Raw genomic sequence first — 21,119 nt, 5'->3', positions numbered from 1 at the left:
GCGGATGAAGCTTAGCGGGTGACGGTCCGCTCGAACTTGCGCAGTTCCTGGTTGCCGCGCTCGACAGCGGCGTCGAGGGCCTGCTTGGCCGACTTCTTGCCGGTCAGGGCGCTCTCGATTTCCTCAGCCCACATGTCGCGGATCTGAACGAGGTTGCCGAGACGCAGGCCGCGGGAGTTTTCCGTCGGCTCCTTGTTGGTCAGCTCGATCAGAGGAGTCTCGAGGTACGGGTTCTGCTTGTAGAAGCCCGATTCCTTGACCTTCTGGTAAGCCGCCTTGGTGATCGGCAGGTAGCCGGAGTCGGTGTGCAGCTTCGCCTGACGGTCCGTGTCGGACAGGAAGGCGAAGAACTTGGCGACGCCCTTGTACTCGTCAGCCTTCTTGCCGCCCATGACCCACAGCGAAGCGCCGCCGAGCGTGGAGTTCTGCGGAGCGCCCTGGACGTCCGGGTAGTACGGCATCGGAGCGTTGGCCCACTCGAACTTCGCGTTCGCCTTCACGTTGCCGTAGAAGCCCGAGGAGGTCAGCATGATCGGGCACTCGCCCGAGGTGAAGCGGCCCTCGCCCGTGTTGGTGCGGCCGGAGTAGTCGAAGGTCTTGTTCTTCTGGAGATCGGCCAGGTTCTGCAGGTGCTTCACGTGCAGCGGCGAGTTGATCTTCAGCTCGGTGTCGAAACCCTCGATGCCGTTGGCCTTCGTGGCGAGCGGCACGTTGTGCCACACGGAGAACTGCTCCAGGTTCACCCAGGTGATCCAGGCGCTGGAGAAACCGCAGGTCGGGTGGCCGGAAGCCTGGAGCTTCTTGGCGGCTTCGAACACCTCGGGCCAGGTCTTCGGCGGCTGGTCGGGGTTCAGGCCGGCCTTGCGGAAGGCGTCCTTGTTGTACCACATCACGGTGGAGGACGAGTTGAACGGGAACGAGAGCAGCTCGCCGCTGGCGGTCGAGTAGTAACCCGTCACGGCCGGCAGGTAGGCCTGCGGATCGAACTTCTCGCCGGCTTCCTTCATCAGCTCCTGCACGGGCTTGATGGCGCCCTTCGCGCCCATCATGGTCGCGGTGCCGACTTCGAAGACCTGCAGGATGTGGGGGGCGTTGCCGGCGCGGAAGGCGGCGATGCCGGCGTTCATGGTGTCGGCGTAGGAGCCCTTATAGGTCGGAACGACCTTGTACTCGTTCTGCGAAGCGTTGAAATCCGCAGCCAGCTTGTTGACGACCTCGTTGTTGGCGCCCGTCATGGCGTGCCACCACTGGATCTCCGTCTGCGCGAAGGCGGACGTGCTCGAAGCCAGGCCGATGGCCAGGGCGCCGAGAAGGGACTTCTTCATCATTCTGGTCTCTCCCATGATCATCCGTTCGGATGTTCTTGTCGTTCATCATCCTTGCACGAAGCCAGGATGACGTTTCCATGACAGAGCCATGACAATCATAGCCGGCTCCAAAATGGAAGCCCTTTCGTTGAAAAGGCTTAACATTCGAAGGTGGGAACAGGCTTAAGCGCCCGTTCGTTGAGGATGTATCCCAATGGAAGAGAGCTATGCCACGTATCATCACGGCCATGTTCAAGGATCACTTCAAGGCGCAGCAGGCCCTCCAGGCCCTGCTCGGGATGGGTCTCGCCCGCGACCGCGTCACGGCGCTCGGCGTCAATCCCGGCCGGGAGGTGTCGTCGATCTCAGGCTTCCGCACCCTCGAGATCCAGCCTGAGGCCCGGAGCTCGCTCCGCGGCCTAGAGCTCCCGGAGGAGGACCTCGACCTTTTCGAGCGCGGCCTGCAGCGGGGGCACTCGCTGATCGCGGCGCGCATCGACCGGGAGGATCACGAAAAGGCGATCCAGGTGCTGGAGATGTTCGATCCGGCGGATCTCGACCGGGACAGCCGGGAATGGACCTCGCACGAAGGCGGCGGCCCCGAAGCCCTGCAGGGCACGGGCGATGTCGGAAAGCCGCTCGGCGGCGGGATCACGGGCGGGAATGCGGAAGGCATGTCGAATACCGGCTCGCTTCCCGGCATGGGCACGATGATCGACAACGGCACCAGTCTCGGGACCGGCGACCTGAACACGGACGAGACCGCCCGGTCCGCTACCGGCTTCAGCAGCACCGTGCCGACCGGGCAATATGACGACGGCAGGCGCGAGGAGCGTCCCGGGGTCAACGAGCTCCGCCGGGATTCCACGCCGCCCGCGCCGCGATCCGGCCCCTTTCAGCGGGACATGAACCGGGGCGGCCGCATCCGGATCTATCTGAGCGACTGACGCCGCCTCAGATCACGTTGCGCTCCAGGAGCGGGCGATTGGCGACGACGCGCTCATGGCCCAGCTCCGACAGGTCGAGCGTGCGGTAGCCTCCGTGCACGATCAGCTCGGACAGCGCCCGGCCGACGGCGGGAGCCTGCTGCAGGCCGTGACCCGAGAAGCCGTTGCACAGGTAGAAATTGTCGAACCCGCCCGCGAGCCCGATGATGGCGTTGTGGTCGAGCAGGCTCATGTCGTAGGGCCCCGCCCAGGCGCGGCCGGGCCTGATCGCCTCGAAGGCGGGCACCCGGTGGGCGAGCGCGGGCCAGATGAATTCCTCGAAGAAGGAGAAGTCGATCTCCTGGCTTGCGGGATCCTCGTCCGACCAGTCCGGGTCCATATCCGCCTCGGGCGAGGCGCCGCAGATGAAGTGCCCCTCCCCTTCCGGGCGGACATAGGCTCCCGAGGTGTCGATAAGGAGCGGACAATTCTCCACTGGCTCCTTACAGGAGAAGGTGAAGACGTAGCGCCGCTTCGCCTGGACCGGGATCTCGAGACCGGCCTTCGCCGCCACCGCCCGTCCGCCGGAGCCCGCGCAGTTGACCAGCGCTCCGCAGGCGATGCGGGCGCCGTCCTTCAGGCGCACGGCGACGATCCGCCCTCCCTCGCGCTCGATTTCGGCCACCTCGCCCGTCACGTATTCCGCGCCCAGCGAGCGCGCCTTCTTGCGGAAGGCCTGGAGCAGGCCCCAGCCGTCGAACCAGCCCTCGCCCGAGCGGCCCCAGGTGCCGGCGGCGAGATCCTCCACGTTGAGCCAGGGGAAACGGCTTTTGAGCTCCTCCGGCTTCATGAACAGGATGTCCGCGCCCTCCGCCGCCTGGAGCGCCTGGTTCTCGGCCAGGATCGACGCGCCGGCTTCCGTGGCGCAGTAGAGATAACCGCCTTCCCGCAGCCCGATCTCCGGCCGTTCGCCGTCCACCTCCAGGTGGTCGCCGATGCTGTGCAGGAACCGGATTCCGTAAAGCGAGATGCGGATGTTCACCGCGCTCGAATATTGCTGCCGGATCGAGGCGGCCGAAAGCGCCGAGGCCGAGAGCTGGTAGGTCGGGTCCTTCTCGACGACGATGACGCGCCCCTTGAAGCCGGGATCGGCCAGCAGGTGATAGGCGGTGGAGGAGCCCATAACGGCGCCGCCGACGATCACGACATCGGCGCTCTTCGAATCTGTGGAGGTCATCGTTCGAATTTCGTTGAGAGGATGATGGAGGACTGGGTGCGCTCCACGCCCTCGAGCGCGCCGATCCTGTCGATGGCGGCGTCGAGAGAGGGAACGTCCTCTGCCTCTACCACCGCCAGAAGATCGAAGACACCCGCGACGGAATGAAGCGCGCGCATTTCAGGCATGCGTTGAAGCGCGGTCACCACCCCGGCCGAGGCCTTCGGAGCGACGACGATGGTCACGTGCGCGCGCACCATGCGGCGGCTGACCTCCTCCGCCAGGCGCAGGGTATAGCCCACGATCACGCCCCGGCGCTCCAGGCTCTCGACCCGGGCCTGGACCGTGGTGCGGGACAGGTTAAGCCGCCGCGCCGCCTCCGCGTGACCGATGCGGGCATTCTCCCGCAGGAGCGCAACCAGGGCGCGATCCGTGGCATCAAGCATCGATGTGACCAATCAAGACGGCAATCTGCCGAGATCTACTCGTCTTTTCGTCAGTTTGTCTATGGCGTTCTGCAGCGAGGTGCCCTTTTCTCGACCGACCACAGGGAGGTTTCTCATGCACTCGATTCTCGTCATCGGCGCCGGCAAGATCGGCTCCACCATCGTCGACATGCTCCACGAGACCGGCGACTACGCCGTCACGGTTGCGGATTCCTCCGCCGCTGCCCTGGAGGCCGTCGCGAAGGATGGCGTGAGGACGGTCCAGCTCGACTTCAACGATGCGGTCGCCCTGCAGAACGCCCTGAAGGGCCATTACGCGGTGCTCAGCGCCGCGCCCTACCACCTGACTGGCCACGTCGCGAAGGCTGCGCGCCTGACGGGCGTCAATTATTTCGACCTCACCGAGGACGTCGCCACCACCCGCATGGTGAAGGAGCTCTGCGACGGCGCCACGTCCGCCTTCATTCCCCAGTGCGGCCTCGCCCCTGGCTTCATCTCCATCGTGGCGCATGACATCGCGAGCCGCTTCGACAAGCTCGACACCGTGCGCCTGCGCGTGGGCGCGCTGCCGCAATATCCATCGAACGCCCTCTCCTACAACCTCACCTGGAGCACGGACGGCGTCATCAACGAGTACATCGAGCGCTGCGAGGCGGTGGTCGACGGCAGCTTGCGCGAAGTCCCGGCCATGGAGGAGCTCGAGGAGTTCTCCCTCGACGGCACCCGCTACGAGGCCTTCAACACCTCCGGCGGCCTTGGCACGCTCTGCGAGACGCTGGCCGGCAAGGTGCGCAACCTGAACTACAAGACCATCCGCTATCCCGGCCACTGCGCGCTCATGCGGGTCCTGCTCAACGACCTGCAGCTGCGCAACCGCCGCGAGGTCCTGAAGGACATCCTGGAGAATGCGGTGCCCGCCACCATGCAGGACATGGTCATCGTTTTCGTGACCGTGACCGGCGAGCGCGGCGGCCGCTATGTGCAGGAGACCTACGCCCGCAGCGTCTACGGCCAGACGGTCGCAGGCCAGCAGCGCACCGCGATCCAGGTGACGACCGCCGCCGGCATCTGCGCCATGCTCGACCTGCTGGTCGCCGGCAAGCTGCCGAAACAGGGTTTCGTGCGCCAGGAGGAGATCGGCCTCGATGCCTTCCTCGCCAACCGCTTCGGCCGGGTCTATGCGGGCGAGCGCCTGGACGCGGAGTGTGAGCCTGCGGTGAAGGACATCCGCCTCGACCCGGCGGCTTAAATCGCATGGCATGATATTAAGGACCGGTCTCCCGCTTCCGCCGAAGGGGGAGCATCCTTAGATCTTGACGAAATCGCATGACCCTATTCGGGAAAAGCAGTTCCCAGGTTTCCTGGTCATGCTTTAAGACGGTGGCCTGACGGCCGCCGTCGTTTTGTTCCATAGACAGGCGAGGGTGGCAGGCTTCCCATGAAGCCCAAAGCCCGCATCCAGGGAGAATCCAAGATGACCGCGAGCCTGAAACCCGTATCCTCCGCCTCCGCCTCCGTTGCGGACGAGGCCCGCGCCATTCTCGCGCGGCTCGGCGTTCCCGAGACCGCCTTTGCCGCCACCGGCCGCCCCGCCATGTCGCCGATCACCGGCGAGGTGATCGTCCACGTGCGCGAAACCACGCCCGACGAAGCCAGGGCCGCGATCGCGCGCGCCGACGCCGCCTTCAAGGCCTGGCGCAAGATCCCGGCTCCCAAGCGCGGCGAGTTCGTGCGCCTCGTCGGCGAGGAGCTGCGCGCCGCCAAGGACGACCTCGGCCGCCTCGTGACGCTGGAGGCCGGCAAGATCGTTTCCGAGGGCCTCGGCGAGGTCCAGGAGATGATCGACATCTGCGATTACGCGGTCGGTCTTTCCCGCCAGCTCTACGGCCTCACCATCGCCACCGAGCGCGCCGACCACCGCATGATGGAAACCTGGCATCCGCTGGGCGTCTGCGGCGTCATCTCCGCTTTCAACTTCCCCGTGGCGGTCTGGTCGTGGAACGCGGCGCTCGCCTTCGTCTGCGGCGATTCCGTGGTGTGGAAGCCTTCCGAGAAGACCCTGCTGACCGCGCTTGCGACGCAGGCCATCGTCGAACGCGCCGCCAGGCGCTTCGGCGGCGTGCCGGAAGGCCTCTCCGAGGTGCTGCTCGGCGGCCGCGAGATCGGCGAGATCCTGGTGGACGACCATCGCGTGCCCGTTCTCTCCGCCACCGGCTCCACCGCCATGGGCCGCCAGGTCGGCCCCAAGCTCGCCGCGCGCTTTGCCCGCGCGATCCTGGAGCTCGGAGGCAACAACGCGGCCATCGTCGCGCCGTCCGCGGATCTCGATCTCGCGCTTCGCGGCATCGCCTTCGCCGCCATGGGCACGGCGGGCCAGCGCTGCACCACCCTGCGCCGCCTCTTCGTGCACGAGAGCGTCTATGACCAGCTCGTGCCGCGCCTCGTGAAGGTCTATTCCAGCGTGAAGATCGGCGATCCGCGCGCGGAAGGAACGCTCGTGGGTCCACTGATCGACAAGGCCGCTTTCGACGGCATGGAGCGCGCGCTGGACGAAGCCCGCGCGGCGGGCGGAACGGTGCATGGCGGCGGACGCTATGCGGATGTGGAGGGCAGCGGCTTCTACGCCCGCCCGGCGCTCGTCGAGATGCCGGCCCAGACAGGCCCGGTGCTGCGCGAGACCTTCGCGCCGATACTCTACGTGATGCGCTACTCGGATCTCGAGGAGGTGATCGAGCTCCACAACGCGGTGGGCGCGGGCCTCTCCTCCTCGATCTTCACCCTCAACATGCGCGAGGCCGAGGCCTTCATCTCGGCGTCCGGCTCCGATTGCGGCATCGCCAACGTGAATATCGGCCCCTCGGGCGCCGAGATCGGCGGCGCGTTCGGCGGCGAGAAGGAGACGGGCGGCGGCCGCGAGGCGGGCTCGGATTCCTGGAAGGCCTACATGCGCCGCGCCACCAACACGATCAATTACGGCTCGACGCTTCCGCTCGCCCAGGGCGTGAAGTTTGACGTGGACGCCTGATCGTCGTCACAATGCAACGGAGGGCATAAGAGCATCGTGCGGAAAAGTGGATCCGGTTTTCCGCACTCAGCGATGCTCTCATCAAAAGAAAGCATCGGATTGGATCCCAAAGTGGAGTCCACTTTTGGGTCCGATGCTTTAGCCCTCCGTTTTCTTTTGTCCAACCTGACCTCGCGAGCCTCCCATGACAGCGTCCTCCCGCACCGGCGGCCAGATTCTCGTCGATCAACTTGCTCTGCACGGAGTCGATCACATCTTCTGCGTTCCGGGCGAGAGTTACCTCGCAGCCCTCGATGCGCTGCATGATGCGGACATCAAGATCACAGTCTGCCGCCAGGAAGGCGGCGCGGCGATGATGGCGGAGGCCTACGGCAAGCTCACGGGCCGCCCCGGCATCTGCTTCGTCACCCGCGGCCCCGGCGCGACGAACGCCTCCCCGGGCATCCATATCGCCAAGCAGGATTCGACGCCGATGATCGTGTTCGTCGGCCAGATCGAGCGCGGCATGCGCGAGCGCGAGGCGTTCCAGGAGCTCGATTACCGCGCCGTCTTCGGCCCTATGGCGAAATGGGCGACGGAGGTGGACGATCCCGCACGCTTCCCCGAGATCGTGTCCCGCGCCTTCCATGTGGCGACCTCCGGCCGTCCCGGCCCGGTGGTGATCGCGCTGCCGGAGGACGTGCTGACCGACATGGCCGCGGTCGCGGATGCGCCGCGCTGTCAGGCGATCGAAACGCATCCCGGCCTGTCCCAGATGGCGGAGCTGCAGAAGCTCCTGCACGGGGCGAAGAACCCCGTCGTGCTCCTCGGCGGCAGCCGCTGGACGGAAACGGCGGTGCAGCGCTTCGTGCGCTTTGCCGAGCGCTTCCAGCTGCCCGTGGCCTGCACCTTCCGCCGGCAGATGCTGTTTCCCGCCGATCACGCCTCGTACATCGGCGATCTCGGGCTCGGCGTGAATCCGAAGCTTCTCGCACGCATCAAGGAAGCCGACCTCGTCCTGCTCGTGGGCGGGCGCCTCTCGGAAATCCCGAGCCAGAGCTACACGCTCCTCGACATTCCCTCTCCGAAGCAGAAGCTGGTGCATGTCCACCCGGATCCGAGCGAACTCGGCCGGGTCTATGCTCCGCATCTTGCGATCAACGCTTCGCCGGTCGCCTTCACGGCGGCGCTGGAGGGCGTGCATCCGCCCGCTTCCCTGCCCTGGAGCGACGGCACGAAGGCGGCGCATGAATCCTATCTCGCCTGGAGCGATCCCACGGCGATCCGTCATCCGGGCCAGCTCCAGATGGGCCAGGTGATGGCTCACCTGCGCGAGGTGCTGCCGGCCGATGCGATCTTCTGCAACGGCGCGGGCAACTTCGCCACCTGGGTCCACCGCTTCTGGCCCTTCCGCCATTTCGGCACGCAGCTCGCCCCCACTTCCGGCTCCATGGGCTACGGCCTGCCCGCGGCCGTGGGCGCGAAGCGCATGCAGCCGCAGAGCACCGTGGTGGTCTTCGCGGGCGACGGCGACTTCCTCATGAACGGGCAGGAATTCGCCACCGCCGTGCAGTACGACCTGCCGATCCTAGTCATCATCATCGACAACGGCATGTACGGCACGATCCGCATGCACCAGGAGCGCGAATATCCCGGCCGCGTCTCGGCGACGATGCTGCAGAACCCGGACTTCGCGGCTTACGCCAAGGCCTTCGGCGGCTATGGCGAGCGCGTGGAGCGCACGGAAGACTTCGCCCCCGCCCTCGACCGGGCGCTCACCGCGGGCAAGCCCGCAATCCTGCACTGCCTGCTGGATCCTGAGGCGATCACCCCCGCCATGTCCCTCTCCGCCATCCGCGAGAAGGCGCTGGCGAGCCAGAAATAGCACTGTCATTCCGGGGCCGCGCAGCGGAGCCCGGAATCCATAAACACTACAAGAAAGGGCGCTGCGGTTCACGTAGCGCCCTATTCTGTACCGATGGTGGCTATGGATTCCGGGCTCTCGCTCTTGCTCGCCCCGGAATGACAGCGCTGTGCGCGTAAAGTTGACGATCCAGCCCGACTGCTTCTATAAAAATCCCGTCCTTCACCTGGAGCTTTGATGCGCAGAGAGACCGAGTCCCGGTAGAGCCCGCCACCTGAATGGCGGGCAGCGGCCGATCGAACGGCCGAACGCGCGCGCCTGCGCGCCTCTCTCTGACAAGCACACAGTAAGCTCAGGGTTTTCCCGTGAACGTTTCACGCAACGGGCAGCGCGTGCTCCACGTGCTCGCCCAGGGCGGCGTCATTCGTCACTACAAGGACGAGACCGGCCGCATTTCCGAAATCGAATGCCTCACCCGCGAGGGTTGGCTGCTGACTCTCTGCACCATGGACCTGTTCAAGGCGCTGCGCCAGAAAGGCCTGATCGCCTCGTCGAACGGCGGTCCCTACCGCATCACGCGGCAGGGATTGAGGGCAGTGAGAAGCCGGCCGGACAACCGCTAGCCGGCCAGACGACGACAGGAAGGCAGCTCAGGCCGCCTTCCTGTTCTCACCCGAATCGGATTTCGCTCGAGGGCACGACCCTCAGGACGGCCGGACCGGCATCGAACCCGTCCAGCAGGGCGTTGTGGTGGCTCACGATCTGCTCGACGGCGAGCGCGTCCGAATCCGCCGTCGTGTGGGCATCGGCAACGAGCGTCGCATTGTAGCCGAGGCTCACGGCGCGCCGGCAGGTGGTGTCGATGCAGTACTGCGTCATCAACCCGGCGATCACCAGATGATCGATGCCGCGCCCGGACAACACAGATTGAAGTTCCGTTCCGAAGAACGAGTCGCAGGCTGTCTTGCCGACGACGGCATCCTCCGGCGCACGGTTGAGATCGCCGCAGATCTCCCAGCCCTTTGTGCCCTTCTCGAGGCGGTGGTCGGGATCGCCGTCGTGCTGGACGAAGACGATGGGAGCCCCCTGCTCTCTCGCTTCGCTGACGAGGCGGGCGATGCGCCCGCGCACCTCGTCGAAGCGATGCCGGACGGCCGGGCGTTTCGCGCCCGGCACGTCGAGAATACCGTTCTGAACGTCGATGACCACGAGGGCTTTCGTCATGAGGTTCAGGCCGCCTTCGCTTCGTCCAGCCGCTTGGCCGCCAAGGCGCGAAGCGAGCGCAGGTCCTTCACGAAGGAGCGAATGCCCTCGGAAAGCTTTTCGGTCGCCATGGCGTCCTCGTTGAGCGCGAAGCGGAAGCTCTTCTCGTCGAGGCGCGGCAGGGGCTGGATTGTCTCCACGTTGTCGGGAGAGAGCTTGCGCGGCAGCTCGCCTTCCGCCTTCGCCAGCTCGTCGAGCAGCGCGGGCGAGATGGTGAGCCGGTCGCAGCCGGCGAGCGCCTCGATCTCTCCCATGTTGCGGAAGGAGGCGCCCATCACCACGGTCTTGATCCCTTGCGCCTTGTAGGACGCATAGATGTTGCGCACCGAGACGACGCCGGGATCGGTCTCGCCCGTATAGGGCCCGCCGCCCGCCTTCACGTGCCAGTCGAGGATGCGGCCCACGAAGGGCGAGATGAGGAACACGCCGGCCTCGGCGCAGGCCTGCGCCTGGACCTGGGCGAAGAGGAGCGTGAGATTGCAGTCGATTCCCTCCTTCTGCAGAGCCTCCGCCGCGCGGATGCCCTCCCAGGTGGAGGCGATCTTGATCAGGATGCGCTCGCGCCCGACGCCGCGCTCCTCGTAGGCCTTGATGATGGCCCGCGCCTTGGCGATGGTCGCCTCGGTGTCGAAGGAGAGGTCCGCATCGACCTCGGTGGAGACCCGGCCCGGAACGATGCCGGCAAGCTCCGCGCCGAAGGCCACCGCGAGCCGGTCGCAGATGGCGGCGACCACGCTCTCGCGGCTTCCGCCCTGCGAGCGGCTCCAGGCGAGCGCTTCGTCCAGGATATGCCCATAGGCGGGAGTCTCGACCGCCTTCAGCAGCAGGGTCGGGTTGGTGGTGCAATCCTGGGGCTTCAGGCGGCGCACCGCATCGAGGTCGCCCGTATCGGCGACGACGACCGTCATGGCGCGCAACTGGTCGAGCTTGGAGGGCATTCCGGTCTCCATGGGTTTCGTTCGGGGCAGACTTAATGGCTCGGGAGGCTCACGGGAAGAGCAAAGCACCAAGTGGGACCTTGTTGTCATTCCCGGCCGGAGATGGCGCAGCCATCGCAGGGGAAGGGAAGCCATCGTTCGCGCGCAGCGCCATAGATCCCCTTCCCTCGCCTTCGGCTCGCCGGGGATGACATTGTGGGGTCACAGGAAAAGACCCCGGTTCGCCCTCACGCGGCTGAGGATGAAGGAATAGACCTCCTCGACCCGGCGCAAGGAGCGCACATCCGCATGGGTCACGAGCCAGTAGGTGCGAAGGTACGAGATCTCGGGCAGCACGACCTGAAGCTCCGGGAAGCTCCGCGCGGCGTAATCGTGCAGGATGCCGATGCCGGCGCCTGCCCGCACGGCCTCGAGTTGCGCCACCACGCTGGCGCACTCGAAGCGGCGGGAGGTGTATTTCTCGAGTCCTGAGAAATAATCGAGCACCGGGCTGTAGAGCAGGTCCGCCACATAGGTCACGAGGGTCTTGCCCGAAAGATCCGCGAGGTCCGCGACCGGCCCGTGGCGGTCGCGATAATCCTTCGAGGCGTAGAGCCTCAGGCGGTAATCGGTGAGCTTGCGGGAGACGAGGCGGCCTTCCGTCGGCTGCTCCAGGGTGACCGCGATATCGGCCTCGCGCTTCGAGAGCGAAAAGGTGCGGGGAAGCGCCACGAGCTGGAGCGTGAGGCCGGGATGCCGCTCGGCCAGGGCTCCGAGTTCGGGCGCGAGAAAATAGGTGCCGATCCCGTCCGGCGCGCCGATGCGCACCGTGCCGGCGAGCGCGAGATCCGCGCCCCCGACCTCGCTTGCTACGGCGAAGGCCTGGCTTTCCATACTCTCGGCATGCGCAAGGAGCCGCTCCCCCTGCTCGGTCAGGGAATAGCCCTGGGGCTTGCGCTCGAAGAGCTTGGCCTTGAGCGAGCGCTCCAGGGCCGAGATGCGGCGGGACACGGTGGTGTGGTCCGCCTCCAGCTGGCGGGCGGCGACTGTCAACCGGCCGGCCCGGGCGACGGCGAGGAAGAAGCGGAGGTCGTCCCAGTCGAAAGCGCTCATGGCGCGTCATACCACATTGGGGCTTTCACACAACGCAGCTTCGCTTTCACCCATAGTCGTGCGATTTTGACAATGATAGAAGAAACGCAAGACAACACCCATTCAGGAGAGAGACGCCATGCGCGAAGTCGGCCATTTCATCGGCGGCAAGCAGGTTCCGGGCAAGTCCGGCCGAACCACGGAATTCTTCCAGCCCATGACCGGCGAGGTCATCGGCCGGGTGGCGCTCGCCTCCCGTGAGGAGATGCGCGAGGCGGTGGAGAACGCCCAGGCCGCCCAGCCGGCCTGGGCCGCCACGAACCCGCAGCGCCGTGCGCGCGTGATGATGAAGTTCCTGGAGCTCATCGCGAAGGAGATGGATTCGCTCGCCGAACTCCTCGCCCGCGAGCACGGCAAGACGATTCCCGACGCCAAGGGCGACATTCAGCGCGGGGTCGAGGTGGTGGAATTCGCCTGCGGCATCCCGCACCTGCTCAAGGGCGAGTTCACCGAAGGCGCTGGTCCCGGCATCGACATCTATTCGATCCGCCAGCCGCTCGGCGTCGTGGCGGGCATCACGCCCTTCAACTTCCCGGCCATGATCCCGATGTGGAAGTTCGCCCCGGCCATCGCCTGCGGCAACGCCTTCATCCTGAAGCCTTCCGAGCGCGATCCCGGCGTGCCGATGCGCTTGGCCGAGCTGATGATCGAGGCGGGCCTGCCCGCCGGCATCCTCAACGTGGTCAACGGCGACAAGGAAGCGGTGGACGCGATCCTCGACGATCCGGACATCAAGGCGGTCGGCTTCGTCGGCTCCTCGCCGATTGCCCAGTACGTCTATTCCCGCGCCACCGCGACGGGCAAGCGCGCGCACTGCTTCGGCGGCGCGAAAAACCACATGATCATCATGCCCGACGCCGATCTCGACCAGGCGGCGGACGCCCTCATCGGCGCAGGCTACGGCTCGGCGGGCGAGCGCTGCATGGCGGTCTCGGTCGCGGTGCCCGTGGGCCAGGCGACCGCCGATGCGCTAATGGACAAGCTGATCCCGCGGGTCGAGAGCCTGAAGGTCGGCCCTTCCACCGATCCCTCGGCCGATTTCGGACCTCTCGTCACCAAGGCGCATCTCGAGAAGGTCAAGTCCTACGTGGATCTCGGCGTCCAGGAGGGCGCGAAGCTCGCGGTGGACGGCCGTAACTTCAAGATGCAGGGCTATGAGAACGGCTTCTACATGGGCGGCTGCCTCTTCGACGAGGTGCAGCCCACTATGCGCATCTACAAGGAAGAGATTTTCGGCCCGGTGCTGTCGGTGGTGCGCGCGAAGAACTACGACGAGGCGCTGCGTCTCCCCTCTGAGCACGAATACGGCAACGGCGTCGCGATCTTCACCCGCGACGGCGATGCCGCCCGCGACTTCGCCGCCAAGGTGAATGTGGGCATGGTCGGCATCAACGTGCCGATCCCGGTTCCGATCGCCTACTACACCTTCGGCGGCTGGAAGGCCTCCGGCTTCGGCGACCTCAACCAGCATGGCCCCGACGCGATCCGCTTCTACACCAAGACCAAAACCGTCACCTCCCGCTGGCCGTCCGGCATCAAGGAAGGCGCGGAGTTCTCGATTCCGACGATGAAGTGAGGATGGGGTGAAAGCCCTTCCACGATACTCTTTCGCCGCCGCTCTCAGCTTGGGAGCGTCGGTTTTCGCTTTGGATGCGCAAGCGCTTCCATGCCCGACGTCCCATTATCTGTGGGGTGAGAAACTGCCGAGCGAGAGAAAGACGAAAGTCATTTCCGACAGCGCCAAAAGGCATTTTGAGATGGCGCAATCCATCTTCAAAGGCCAGGCAGCTTCCTTGGAGCACCTGCCTTTTTCGAGACGACGACAATCTTCGCTTCTTCATCATCACCTACAAGGTTACGGACTGGAAGAAAGGCCGTGGCGGCTCTCATGCCAAGCTTATCCGCACGGTCTGGTGCCCAAAGGAATGCGATACCGCAGCTGTCATGGAAAATCTGATGCTGGATAACCAGGAGCGGATTTACATCGCTAGCTCGCCCAAATTGCATCTGTCCAATCATGATCTGGAACAACTTCCAGAGGACTTGGACGGGAGCATTTCCATCTGTCTGCGTGTGAATTCCATGAACGTGATCAACATCGAATACGCCCACGGCTCACTCATGAATCACAGTCAGTTCATGGATCTTCTCATCAGGACGTCAGAGCTGGAGAAGCTGCCCTCCATCAAACCATGACAAGCCATGGAGTCCCGCTTTGCATCCTGAAATCTCCGCTCTAGATCCAAAGTCGGGGTGCACGAAACGCCTCTCACATGCCGATTTAGAGCTATGACCCAGTTTTCCCTTACCGAAGATCAAATCGCCGTCCGCGACATGGCCCTTGCCTTTGCAGCGGATAATCTTGCGCCTCACGCCCTTGAATGGGATGAGAAGAAGCACTTTCCCGTGGACGTGATGCGCGAGGCGGCATCACTCGGCATGGCCGCGATCTACACCCGCGAGGATTTAGGCGGGTCGGGCATGACGCGGCTCGACGCGGCGCTCATCTTCGAGGCGCTCGCCACGGGCTGCCCGGCCGTCTCGGCCTATCTGTCGATCCACAACATGGCGACATGGATGATCGACCGCTACGGCTCGGAGGAACAGCGCCAGCGTTACATCCCGCGCCTTTGCACCATGGAACTGATCGCGAGCTACTGCTTGACGGAGCCGGGCTCGGGCTCGGACGCGGCGGCGCTCAAGACTCGTGCGGTGCGCGACGGCGACCATTACGTCGTCAACGGCGTGAAGCAGTTCATTTCGGGAGCGGGCACGTCCGACATCTATCTCACCATGGTGCGCACGGGCGAAGAAGGGCCGTCGGGAATTTCGACGCTCGTCATCGAGAAGGACATGCCCGGCGTGTCCTTCGGTGCGCAGGAAAAGAAGATGGGCTGGAATGCGCAGCCCACCGCGGCGGTGATCTTCGAGGATGTGCGCGTGCCTGTCGCCAACCGTCTTTCCGACGAGGGCATGGGCTTCAAGATCGCCATGTTGGGCCTCGACGGCGGACGCCTCAATATCGGCGCTTGCTCGCTCGGCGGCGCGCAGGCCGCGCTCGACAAGGCGCTCGCCTATACGGCGGACCGAAAGGCCTTCGGCAAGCGCATCGCGGATTTCCAGGCGCTGCAGTTCAAGCTCGCCGACATGGCGACGGAGCTCGAATGCGCGCGCACCCTGCTCTGGCGCGCGGCCGCGGCGCTCGACGCCAAAACGCTCGACGCCACCAAGCTCTGCGCGATGGCCAAGCGCGTGGCGACCGATACCGGCTTCCAGGTGGCGAACGATGCGCTCCAGCTCCACGGCGGCTACGGCTATCTCGCCGATTACGGCGTGGAGAAGATCGTGCGCGACCTTCGCGTCCACCAGATCCTGGAGGGCACCAACGAGATCATGCGCCTGATCGTGGCGCGCGACCTCGTGGGGCGCGGCAACCGGTGAAGGTGGAGGGTTGCCGTTCCCGTCTCCGTCTCTCCCACGCAGCCCTCATCCTGAGGAGCGAGCCTGCTCGCGTCTCGAAGGACGAGGGCGTCTCCAGTTCCCGCTGGACGATCCTTCGAGACGGTCGCTGCGCGACCTCCTCAGGATGAGGGCGAGCATCATGCGGCTAGCGTTCAGATCGCTCGGTCTTGGTTTTGGCATCGCCATTGCGATCTTCGCTCTGTTCCACTTTGCAGGCCCATGGTTCTTCCTGGAAGGCCGCCGGCCGTTCCAGCTCAACTTCGCCGCCGGAGCGGCCCTTGGACTTGTTCTGGGTGTTGCCATCGACCGCATCCTGCGGATCCCTGATGGAAAGGCGGTGACGGCCATGGCGCTCGCAGCCGTTCCGGGCATGCTGCTGATGGCGGCGGTGGGTTCGCATTTCGCGGTGTTCTTTCCCAGCCTGAACCCGTCCCTGGACAAGGTCTTCGGCTCGCTGATGCTCTGGTTCTACGGCTTCGCCCTGATCGGCTCCCTCTGGAGGGCACGGTGCGCATGACGTCAGGAAGCGAGCGGCGCGGATTGCCTCCTCGCGAGCCGAGCACCTGGCTCGTCTGGCTCCTGGCCGCCACCTTCGTCGGCCTGGGAGTGCTGTTCGTTCTTGCTCCGGGCTTGGGGGCCCTCGTCTTCGGCCTTCCGGCCCCCGAGGGAACGAGCTTCGGCTATCTTCCCGCGATCGGATTGCGCGATCTCGCTTTCGGCATCTACCTTCTGATCCTGTCGCTGACGGCGACGCGACGGATCGTAGGCCTGATCTTCGGCGCGACCGTTCTGATCCCCATCGGCGACATGACGATCATCGCCGTTGAAAGAGGTCTCGAGGCTGCAGGCTACCTGCTGCTGCACGGATTCAGCGGCGCAACGATGCTGGCGGCCTCAATCTGGCTGCTCGTCCGATCCAAACACGACAACATGGGAGGAATGCCATCATGACCAACATCGCCTTCATCGGGCTCGGCAACATGGGCGGACCGATGGCCGCCAACCTCGTCAAGGCGGGGCATGCGGTGACCGGCTTCGACCTGTCCCCCGCCTCTTGCGATCAGGCGAGGGCGGACGGCGTCACGGTCGCCGGCTCCGCCGCGGAGGCGGTGAAGGATGCCGAGGTGGTCGTCACCATGCTGCCGGCGGGCAAGCATGTGCTGGCCGTCTGGGCCGAGATCCTGCCCTCGCTACAGAAGGGCGCGCTCGTCATCGACTGTTCGACCATCGATGTGGAAAGCGCGCGCAGGGCGCATGGGCTGGCGGACGAGCGCGGGCTGCAATCCCTCGACGCGCCGGTCTCCGGCGGCGTCGGCGGCGCGCAGGGCGCGACGCTGACCTTCATGGCGGGCGGCGCGCGCAACGCGTTCGAGCAAGCCAAGCCGATCCTGTCGAAGATGGGCAGGAAGGTGGTCCATTGCGGCGAAGCGGGCGCGGGTCAGGCGGCGAAGATCTGCAACAACATGATCCTCGGCATCTCGATGATCGGCGTGGCGGAAGCCTTCGTGCTGGCGGAAAAGCTCGGGCTCTCCCATCAGGCGCTGTTCGACGTCGCCTCCACCTCCTCGGGCCAGTGCTGGTCGCTCACCACCTATTGCCCGGTTCCGGGGCCGGTGCCGACCTCGCCCGCCAACAACGACTACAAGCCCGGCTTCGCGGCGGCCCTGATGCTGAAGGACCTGAAGCTCGCGCAGGAAGCGGCGCTCGCCTCCGGCGCCTCCACGCCGCTCGGCGCGGAAGCCGCCCAGCTCTACGCCCTCTTCGCCAATGCGGGCCACGACGGCGAAGACTTCTCGGGCATCATCAACTTCATCCGCGGGTCGAACGGCTGATCAGGTGAACCGGCGCATGAAGCGCCGGTCGAGCCAGTCCTTCAGCCGCCAGGCGAAGCGTCCCTGAAAGGCGACGAACCGGCCGCGCCCGCCGATGGCGCGGCCGTCTCCTGTCGAGATCAGGACGAGATGCTTGCGCTGGGGGCGATGCTCCTCCAGCGCCTCGCCGCGCCCGTAACGTCTCAGGTTGCGGGCCAGCACCGGCCCCTGCCGCACGGCGAAGACACCGGCCTTCGGGCGCGGATGGGCCGGCATGGTCGCGCAGTCGCCGGCTGCGAAGACAGAATTGTCGTTCAGGACCTGCAAGGTCGGGCGGATGGCGAGGAAGCCGTGCTCATCCTTCGCCCAATCGGTACCGGCGAGCGCCGGCGGCGGCGCGGCATGGGTCGAGACGAGGACGGCATCGGCCGCAATGCGCTCTCCGCTCGAAAGGGTCACGCCCTTCGGGTCCACGCCGGCGGCCTCGCCCTTGAAGACCTCGATCCCGCGACGCTCGAAGGCGCGCGCGATCCGTCTGCGCATGCCTGCATTGATCCCCGGAGCGTCGGAGGCGCCGATCAGGGCGAGATGCAGCGGATCGCTCAACCGCGTCCCGAGGAAGGCCCTGACCGCAAAGGCGAGACAGATCCCCGCAACCCCGCCGCCGATGATGGCGAAGCGGCGCGGGCCGTCGGGCCTGAGGGCTTTCTCGACGAGCCGGTCCCATTTCTCCAGCAGGTCTCCGATGGGCTTGACCGCCAGGGCGTGCTCGGCAGCCCCCTCGATGCCGGAAAGGTCCGGCGTGATGCCGATGTCGATGGAGAGAATATCGTAGGAGAGCGCCTCTCCGCTCCTGAGGAGGGCCCGCTTCCCAGCCGCATCGAACCCGACCGCCTCGTCCTGGATCAGCGTTGCGCCGCTGCGCCTTGCCAGGACCTCCAGATCGATATGCATCTCGTCCCGGGAATAGAGCCCCGCCAGGTGCCCCGGCAGCATGCCGGAATAGGGCGTCCGGACATCCTTCGCGACGAGGATCAGCCGCAGGCCGGGCTCGGGATTGCGGGCGAAGGCCTCCAGGACGAAGACATGGGCATGCCCTCCGCCGACGAGGAGAAGGTTCTTATTGGCTTGGGAGCGGTTGGAGGCCATGGTTTCAGGAACGCGCTGCGTGACGTAAAGGCCGGGTCAGTGTTGCAAGACACCTACAGCTTTTGGTTCTCCCGTCCATTAGTCTCCGCGCTTCCGAGCGCTCAATGATCGATGTCCGCCCGATGGTGCGTCCTCACTCTTCCGTGGCCAACCCCTCCGCCGATGCCGCCGCCGTGCTGCGGCGTCTCGGCTTTGCGATTCTGGCCTTCGCCATCCCGGTCGGTGCGCTCTTCACCCGCCGCGCCGTCGTCGTGCTGGCGCCGCTGGCGGTTACGCTCCTCGTCCTGGCCGCCATCCTCGACGGTCCGCCGAAGCATGTCCGGGAAAGGCTGATCGGCCTTGCAGGCTCGCCCGGTGGGCTTGCCGGGGCGGTCCTCCTGTTCTGGATGGGCCTGTCCCTGGTCTGGACCCCGTTCCTGCCGGAGGCCTCCGAGCGCCTGCTCAACATCGCCGGCATGGCCCTGATGGCGGTCGCCGGCTTTGTCGCCATGCCGGAGCGGATGCGCTCGGCCAATCTCTATCTCCTGCCGGTCGGAATCGGCCTTGCGGCCCTCACGGGCACCGCCCTGGCCTGGCGGAACAAATCGGGCGTCGATCCGGAGGACGGGAGCCTGGAGCGGGGCATGATCGTGCTCGTCCTGCTGCTCTGGCCGGCCGTGACCTGGCTCCATTCCCGCGGGCGCAACCTGGAAGGGGGAATCCTGGCCCTGATCGTCGCCGCGGGAGCCTTCTTCGCGACAGACGGCCTGCCCCTTCAGGGGCTCGCGGCCGGAGCCGTCGTCTTCGCCCTGACCGTCGTCAACCCCTCCGCCGGCGCGCGCCTGACCGCTTTCGCCATGGCGGGCCTTCTGCTTCTCGGGCCCGTCCTGCCCTTCATCCTCGAGCCCCTGGCCGCCGGCCTCCTGGGGCCGCGCTCACCCGCTGTCGCAAGCCTCGACCTCTGGGGCAGGATCATTCTGGCCGATCCGCTCAGCCTCGTGACCGGGCATGGCTTCGAGACGACCCTGCGCAGCAAGGTCTCAGGCCTCCTTCCGTCCGCCGCGCCCAACACGTTCCTGTTCGAGATCTGGTACGAGCTGGGCCTCGTCGGCGCGGTGGCGGCGGCCGTCCTGCTCTACCGCACCGCCCTGGCCGCAGGCGGGCACCGGCCCGTCCTCGGGCCCGGCATCATGGCGGCTTTTGCGACCGCCTATGCGCTCGGCTGCTTCGGCATCGGCACCGCGCAGGTCTGGTGGTTCACGGCCCTCGTGCTCGTCGTGCTGGTCTTCGTCGCCATCGAGCGCGGACAGTTCCGCACCAAGCGCCCCAAGGCGATCCTGCGCCGGGCTTCCTGATCCTGGCAGAGGTATCCTGTAACGATTGACGAGGAGGCTTGGCCTCTGCTTCGTTAGGGGTTCTGCTTTCTCAGCCAAGGGTCATCCATGCCGATCATCAACCGCGTCGCCGATCTCGCCCCCGAAATCACCGCCTGGCGCCGGGATTTCCATGAGAATCCCGAACTCCTCTTCGACGTGCACCGGACGGCGGGCATCGTGGCCGAGAAGCTGAAGAGCTTCGGCTGCGACGAGGTCGTGACCGGATTGGGCCAGACGGGCGTCGTCGGCGTCATCAGGGGCCGGAGCAACAATTCGGGCCGCGTGATCGGGCTGCGCGCCGACATGGACGCGCTGCCCATCGAGGAGGCGACGGACGTCCCCCACAAGTCCAAGGTGCCCGGCAAGATGCATGCCTGCGGCCATGACGGCCACACCGCCATGCTGCTGGGCGCGGCGAAGTACCTTGCCGAGACGCGCAACTTCGACGGCACGGCGGTGATGATCTTCCAGCCGGCGGAAGAAGGCGGCGGCGGCGGAGACGCCATGGTGAAGGACGGGCTCATGGAGCGCTTCGGCGTGCAGGAGGTCTACGGCATGCACAACATGCCGGGCATTCCCGTCGGCCATTTCGCGATTCGCCCTGGCCCGATGATGGCGTCGGCGGACCGGTTCACCATCAACATCGAGGGCAAGGGCGGCCACGCCGCCATGCCGCATAACTGCATCGACACCGTAGTGGTCGCGGCCCACGTGATCACGGCCCTTCAGACCATCGCTGCGCGCAACGCCGATCCGCTGGATTCCGTGGTGGTCTCGGTCTGCACCGTCAAGGCGGGCGAGGCCTTCAACGTCATTCCCCAGACGGCGATGCTGCTCGGCACCGTGCGCACCCTTTCGCCCGAGATGCGCGATCTCGCCGAGACCCGCATCCGCGCCATCGTCGAGAATGTCTGCGCCGCCTTCGGAGCCAAGGCCGACGTCGATTACGACCGCGGCTATCCGGTCACAATGAACGATCCGGAAAAGACCGAGTTCATGGCCGAGGTCGCCCGTGCGGTCGCGGGTGCGAACGGCGTCGACACCACGGTCCTGCCCCTCATGGGAGCCGAGGATTTCTCCTACATGCTGGAGGAGCGCCCGGGCGCCTACATCTTCATCGGCAACGGCGACACGGCGGGGGTCCACCACCCGGCCTATGACTTCAACGACGAGGCGAGCCCCTACGGCGTCTCGCTCTGGGCGAAGATCATCGAAACCGGCATGCCGGCGCGCTGAGACACAGCAGA

General features: G+C 65.9%; 20 protein-coding genes. 13 read left to right on the top strand and 7 right to left on the bottom strand.

All coding sequences use genetic code 11. The features are described 5' to 3' along the window. Window positions 1-11: 11 nt before the first annotated feature. On the bottom strand, window positions 12-1,328 hold the full coding sequence (ugpB, locus tag LG661_RS00890; protein ID WP_230529962.1) for a sn-glycerol-3-phosphate ABC transporter substrate-binding protein UgpB: 1,317 nt from the start codon (window positions 1,326-1,328) through the stop codon (window positions 12-14). A 206-nt stretch (window positions 1,329-1,534) separates the two neighbouring features. Here ugpB and LG661_RS00885 point away from each other — a divergent pair, with 206 nt between their 5' ends. Beyond that, complete coding sequence (locus LG661_RS00885; RefSeq protein ID WP_230529961.1) at window positions 1,535-2,254, top strand: hypothetical protein; 720 nt, start codon at window positions 1,535-1,537, stop codon at window positions 2,252-2,254. Window positions 2,255-2,261: 7 nt separating this feature from the next. Here the strand turns inward: LG661_RS00885 and LG661_RS00880 are convergent, their stop codons facing one another. Together LG661_RS00880 and LG661_RS00875 are read right to left on the bottom strand one after the other, a co-directional pair. Continuing rightward, window positions 2,262-3,470, bottom strand: a complete 1,209-nt coding sequence (locus LG661_RS00880; protein WP_230529960.1) for an NAD(P)/FAD-dependent oxidoreductase — start codon at window positions 3,468-3,470, stop codon at window positions 2,262-2,264. Then, window positions 3,467-3,895 (bottom strand): Lrp/AsnC family transcriptional regulator, encoded by a 429-nt coding sequence (locus tag LG661_RS00875; protein WP_230529959.1) that lies wholly within the window; start codon window positions 3,893-3,895, stop codon window positions 3,467-3,469. The genes LG661_RS00880 and LG661_RS00875 overlap by 4 nt, the downstream gene beginning before the upstream one ends. 115 nt (window positions 3,896-4,010) lie before the next feature. Between LG661_RS00875 and LG661_RS00870 the strand changes: the two genes are divergently transcribed. From LG661_RS00870 to LG661_RS00855, 4 genes are all read left to right on the top strand, one after another. Beyond that, window positions 4,011-5,144 carry a saccharopine dehydrogenase family protein gene (locus LG661_RS00870; protein ID WP_230529958.1) on the top strand — a complete coding sequence of 378 codons (1,134 nt, stop codon included), beginning with the start codon at window positions 4,011-4,013 and terminating at the stop codon, window positions 5,142-5,144. Window positions 5,145-5,369: 225 nt separating this feature from the next. Beyond that, complete coding sequence (amaB, locus tag LG661_RS00865; RefSeq protein ID WP_230530072.1) at window positions 5,370-6,920, top strand: L-piperidine-6-carboxylate dehydrogenase; 1,551 nt, start codon at window positions 5,370-5,372, stop codon at window positions 6,918-6,920. Window positions 6,921-7,104: 184 nt separating this feature from the next. Continuing rightward, window positions 7,105-8,784: a thiamine pyrophosphate-binding protein gene (locus tag LG661_RS00860; protein ID WP_230529957.1), complete on the top strand. Its 1,680-nt coding sequence runs from the start codon at window positions 7,105-7,107 to the stop codon at window positions 8,782-8,784. A gap of 344 nt (window positions 8,785-9,128) precedes the next feature. After that, the gene (locus LG661_RS00855) at window positions 9,129-9,386 is read left to right on the top strand and encodes a YjhX family toxin (protein WP_230529956.1); all 258 of its coding nucleotides are present in this window, start codon (window positions 9,129-9,131) and stop codon (window positions 9,384-9,386) included. A gap of 46 nt (window positions 9,387-9,432) precedes the next feature. On the opposite strand, the gene LG661_RS00850 is transcribed toward LG661_RS00855, so the two are convergent. The 3 genes from LG661_RS00850 to LG661_RS00840 all read right to left on the bottom strand — a co-directional run bounded on the left by LG661_RS00850 (window position 9,433) and on the right by LG661_RS00840 (window position 12,056). Then, a complete protein-coding gene (locus LG661_RS00850; protein WP_230529955.1) occupies window positions 9,433-9,987 on the bottom strand; it encodes a cysteine hydrolase family protein in 555 nt (184 codons plus the stop codon). Between the two features lie 5 nt (window positions 9,988-9,992). Next, a complete protein-coding gene (gene tal, locus LG661_RS00845; protein ID WP_230529954.1) occupies window positions 9,993-10,964 on the bottom strand; it encodes a transaldolase in 972 nt (323 codons plus the stop codon). A 201-nt stretch (window positions 10,965-11,165) separates the two neighbouring features. Beyond that, window positions 11,166-12,056, bottom strand: coding sequence for a LysR family transcriptional regulator (locus LG661_RS00840; RefSeq protein ID WP_230529953.1), 891 nt, complete (start codon window positions 12,054-12,056; stop codon window positions 11,166-11,168). A 118-nt stretch (window positions 12,057-12,174) separates the two neighbouring features. Here LG661_RS00840 and LG661_RS00835 point away from each other — a divergent pair, with 118 nt between their 5' ends. The 6 genes from LG661_RS00835 (at window position 12,175) to mmsB (ending at window position 17,389) form a co-directional block, all read left to right on the top strand. Beyond that, window positions 12,175-13,671 carry a CoA-acylating methylmalonate-semialdehyde dehydrogenase gene (locus LG661_RS00835; RefSeq protein WP_230529952.1) on the top strand — a complete coding sequence of 499 codons (1,497 nt, stop codon included), beginning with the start codon at window positions 12,175-12,177 and terminating at the stop codon, window positions 13,669-13,671. A gap of 74 nt (window positions 13,672-13,745) precedes the next feature. Further along, window positions 13,746-14,291, top strand: a complete 546-nt coding sequence (locus LG661_RS00830) for a hypothetical protein (protein WP_230529951.1) — start codon at window positions 13,746-13,748, stop codon at window positions 14,289-14,291. A 93-nt stretch (window positions 14,292-14,384) separates the two neighbouring features. Continuing rightward, a complete protein-coding gene (locus LG661_RS00825) occupies window positions 14,385-15,536 on the top strand; it encodes an isobutyryl-CoA dehydrogenase (protein ID WP_230529950.1) in 1,152 nt (383 codons plus the stop codon). A 160-nt stretch (window positions 15,537-15,696) separates the two neighbouring features. Further along, the gene (locus tag LG661_RS00820; RefSeq protein WP_230529949.1) at window positions 15,697-16,074 is read left to right on the top strand and encodes a DUF5367 family protein; all 378 of its coding nucleotides are present in this window, start codon (window positions 15,697-15,699) and stop codon (window positions 16,072-16,074) included. Then, the gene (locus LG661_RS00815; RefSeq protein WP_230529948.1) at window positions 16,071-16,508 is read left to right on the top strand and encodes a DUF4267 domain-containing protein; all 438 of its coding nucleotides are present in this window, start codon (window positions 16,071-16,073) and stop codon (window positions 16,506-16,508) included. The genes LG661_RS00820 and LG661_RS00815 overlap by 4 nt, the downstream gene beginning before the upstream one ends. After that, entirely contained in the window at window positions 16,505-17,389 is an 885-nt protein-coding gene (mmsB, locus tag LG661_RS00810) for a 3-hydroxyisobutyrate dehydrogenase (protein WP_230529947.1), read from the top strand. Before LG661_RS00815 ends, mmsB begins: the two co-directional genes overlap by 4 nt. Here the strand turns inward: mmsB and LG661_RS00805 are convergent, their stop codons facing one another. Continuing rightward, on the bottom strand, window positions 17,390-18,517 hold the full coding sequence (locus LG661_RS00805; protein WP_230529946.1) for an FAD-dependent oxidoreductase: 1,128 nt from the start codon (window positions 18,515-18,517) through the stop codon (window positions 17,390-17,392). It abuts the gene before it with no gap. A gap of 104 nt (window positions 18,518-18,621) precedes the next feature. Here LG661_RS00805 and LG661_RS00800 point away from each other — a divergent pair, with 104 nt between their 5' ends. Together LG661_RS00800 and LG661_RS00795 are read left to right on the top strand one after the other, a co-directional pair. Further along, window positions 18,622-19,851, top strand: a complete 1,230-nt coding sequence (locus tag LG661_RS00800; RefSeq protein WP_230529945.1) for a peptide ABC transporter permease — start codon at window positions 18,622-18,624, stop codon at window positions 19,849-19,851. A gap of 87 nt (window positions 19,852-19,938) precedes the next feature. Then, the gene (locus tag LG661_RS00795; RefSeq protein WP_230529944.1) at window positions 19,939-21,108 is read left to right on the top strand and encodes a M20 aminoacylase family protein; all 1,170 of its coding nucleotides are present in this window, start codon (window positions 19,939-19,941) and stop codon (window positions 21,106-21,108) included. Window positions 21,109-21,119 lie beyond the last annotated feature (11 nt).

Origin of the sequence: Microvirga roseola (assembly GCF_020866965.1) — a bacterium.
Classification (GTDB): domain Bacteria; phylum Pseudomonadota; class Alphaproteobacteria; order Rhizobiales; family Beijerinckiaceae; genus Microvirga; species Microvirga roseola.
This window is presented reverse-complemented; position numbering and strand designations above follow the sequence as displayed.

Bases quoted from the DNA above. Each gene is read 5' to 3' on its own strand.
- ugpB (WP_230529962.1), bottom strand. From the start codon at position 1,328: ATGATGAAGAAGTCCCTTCTCGGCGCCCTGGCCATCGGCCTGGCTTCG.
- LG661_RS00885 (WP_230529961.1), top strand. From the start codon at position 1,535: ATGCCACGTATCATCACGGCCATGTTCAAGGATCACTTCAAGGCGCAG.
- LG661_RS00880 (WP_230529960.1), bottom strand. From the start codon at position 3,470: ATGACCTCCACAGATTCGAAGAGCGCCGATGTCGTGATCGTCGGCGGC.
- LG661_RS00875 (WP_230529959.1), bottom strand. From the start codon at position 3,895: ATGCTTGATGCCACGGATCGCGCCCTGGTTGCGCTCCTGCGGGAGAAT.
- LG661_RS00870 (WP_230529958.1), top strand. From the start codon at position 4,011: ATGCACTCGATTCTCGTCATCGGCGCCGGCAAGATCGGCTCCACCATC.
- amaB (WP_230530072.1), top strand. From the start codon at position 5,370: ATGACCGCGAGCCTGAAACCCGTATCCTCCGCCTCCGCCTCCGTTGCG.
- LG661_RS00860 (WP_230529957.1), top strand. From the start codon at position 7,105: ATGACAGCGTCCTCCCGCACCGGCGGCCAGATTCTCGTCGATCAACTT.
- LG661_RS00850 (WP_230529955.1), bottom strand. From the start codon at position 9,987: ATGACGAAAGCCCTCGTGGTCATCGACGTTCAGAACGGTATTCTCGAC.
- tal (WP_230529954.1), bottom strand. From the start codon at position 10,964: ATGCCCTCCAAGCTCGACCAGTTGCGCGCCATGACGGTCGTCGTCGCC.
- LG661_RS00840 (WP_230529953.1), bottom strand. From the start codon at position 12,056: ATGAGCGCTTTCGACTGGGACGACCTCCGCTTCTTCCTCGCCGTCGCC.
- LG661_RS00835 (WP_230529952.1), top strand. From the start codon at position 12,175: ATGCGCGAAGTCGGCCATTTCATCGGCGGCAAGCAGGTTCCGGGCAAG.
- LG661_RS00830 (WP_230529951.1), top strand. From the start codon at position 13,746: ATGCGCAAGCGCTTCCATGCCCGACGTCCCATTATCTGTGGGGTGAGA.
- LG661_RS00825 (WP_230529950.1), top strand. From the start codon at position 14,385: ATGACCCAGTTTTCCCTTACCGAAGATCAAATCGCCGTCCGCGACATG.
- LG661_RS00820 (WP_230529949.1), top strand. From the start codon at position 15,697: ATGCGGCTAGCGTTCAGATCGCTCGGTCTTGGTTTTGGCATCGCCATT.
- LG661_RS00815 (WP_230529948.1), top strand. From the start codon at position 16,071: ATGACGTCAGGAAGCGAGCGGCGCGGATTGCCTCCTCGCGAGCCGAGC.
- mmsB (WP_230529947.1), top strand. From the start codon at position 16,505: ATGACCAACATCGCCTTCATCGGGCTCGGCAACATGGGCGGACCGATG.
- LG661_RS00805 (WP_230529946.1), bottom strand. From the start codon at position 18,517: ATGGCCTCCAACCGCTCCCAAGCCAATAAGAACCTTCTCCTCGTCGGC.
- LG661_RS00800 (WP_230529945.1), top strand. From the start codon at position 18,622: ATGATCGATGTCCGCCCGATGGTGCGTCCTCACTCTTCCGTGGCCAAC.
- LG661_RS00795 (WP_230529944.1), top strand. From the start codon at position 19,939: ATGCCGATCATCAACCGCGTCGCCGATCTCGCCCCCGAAATCACCGCC.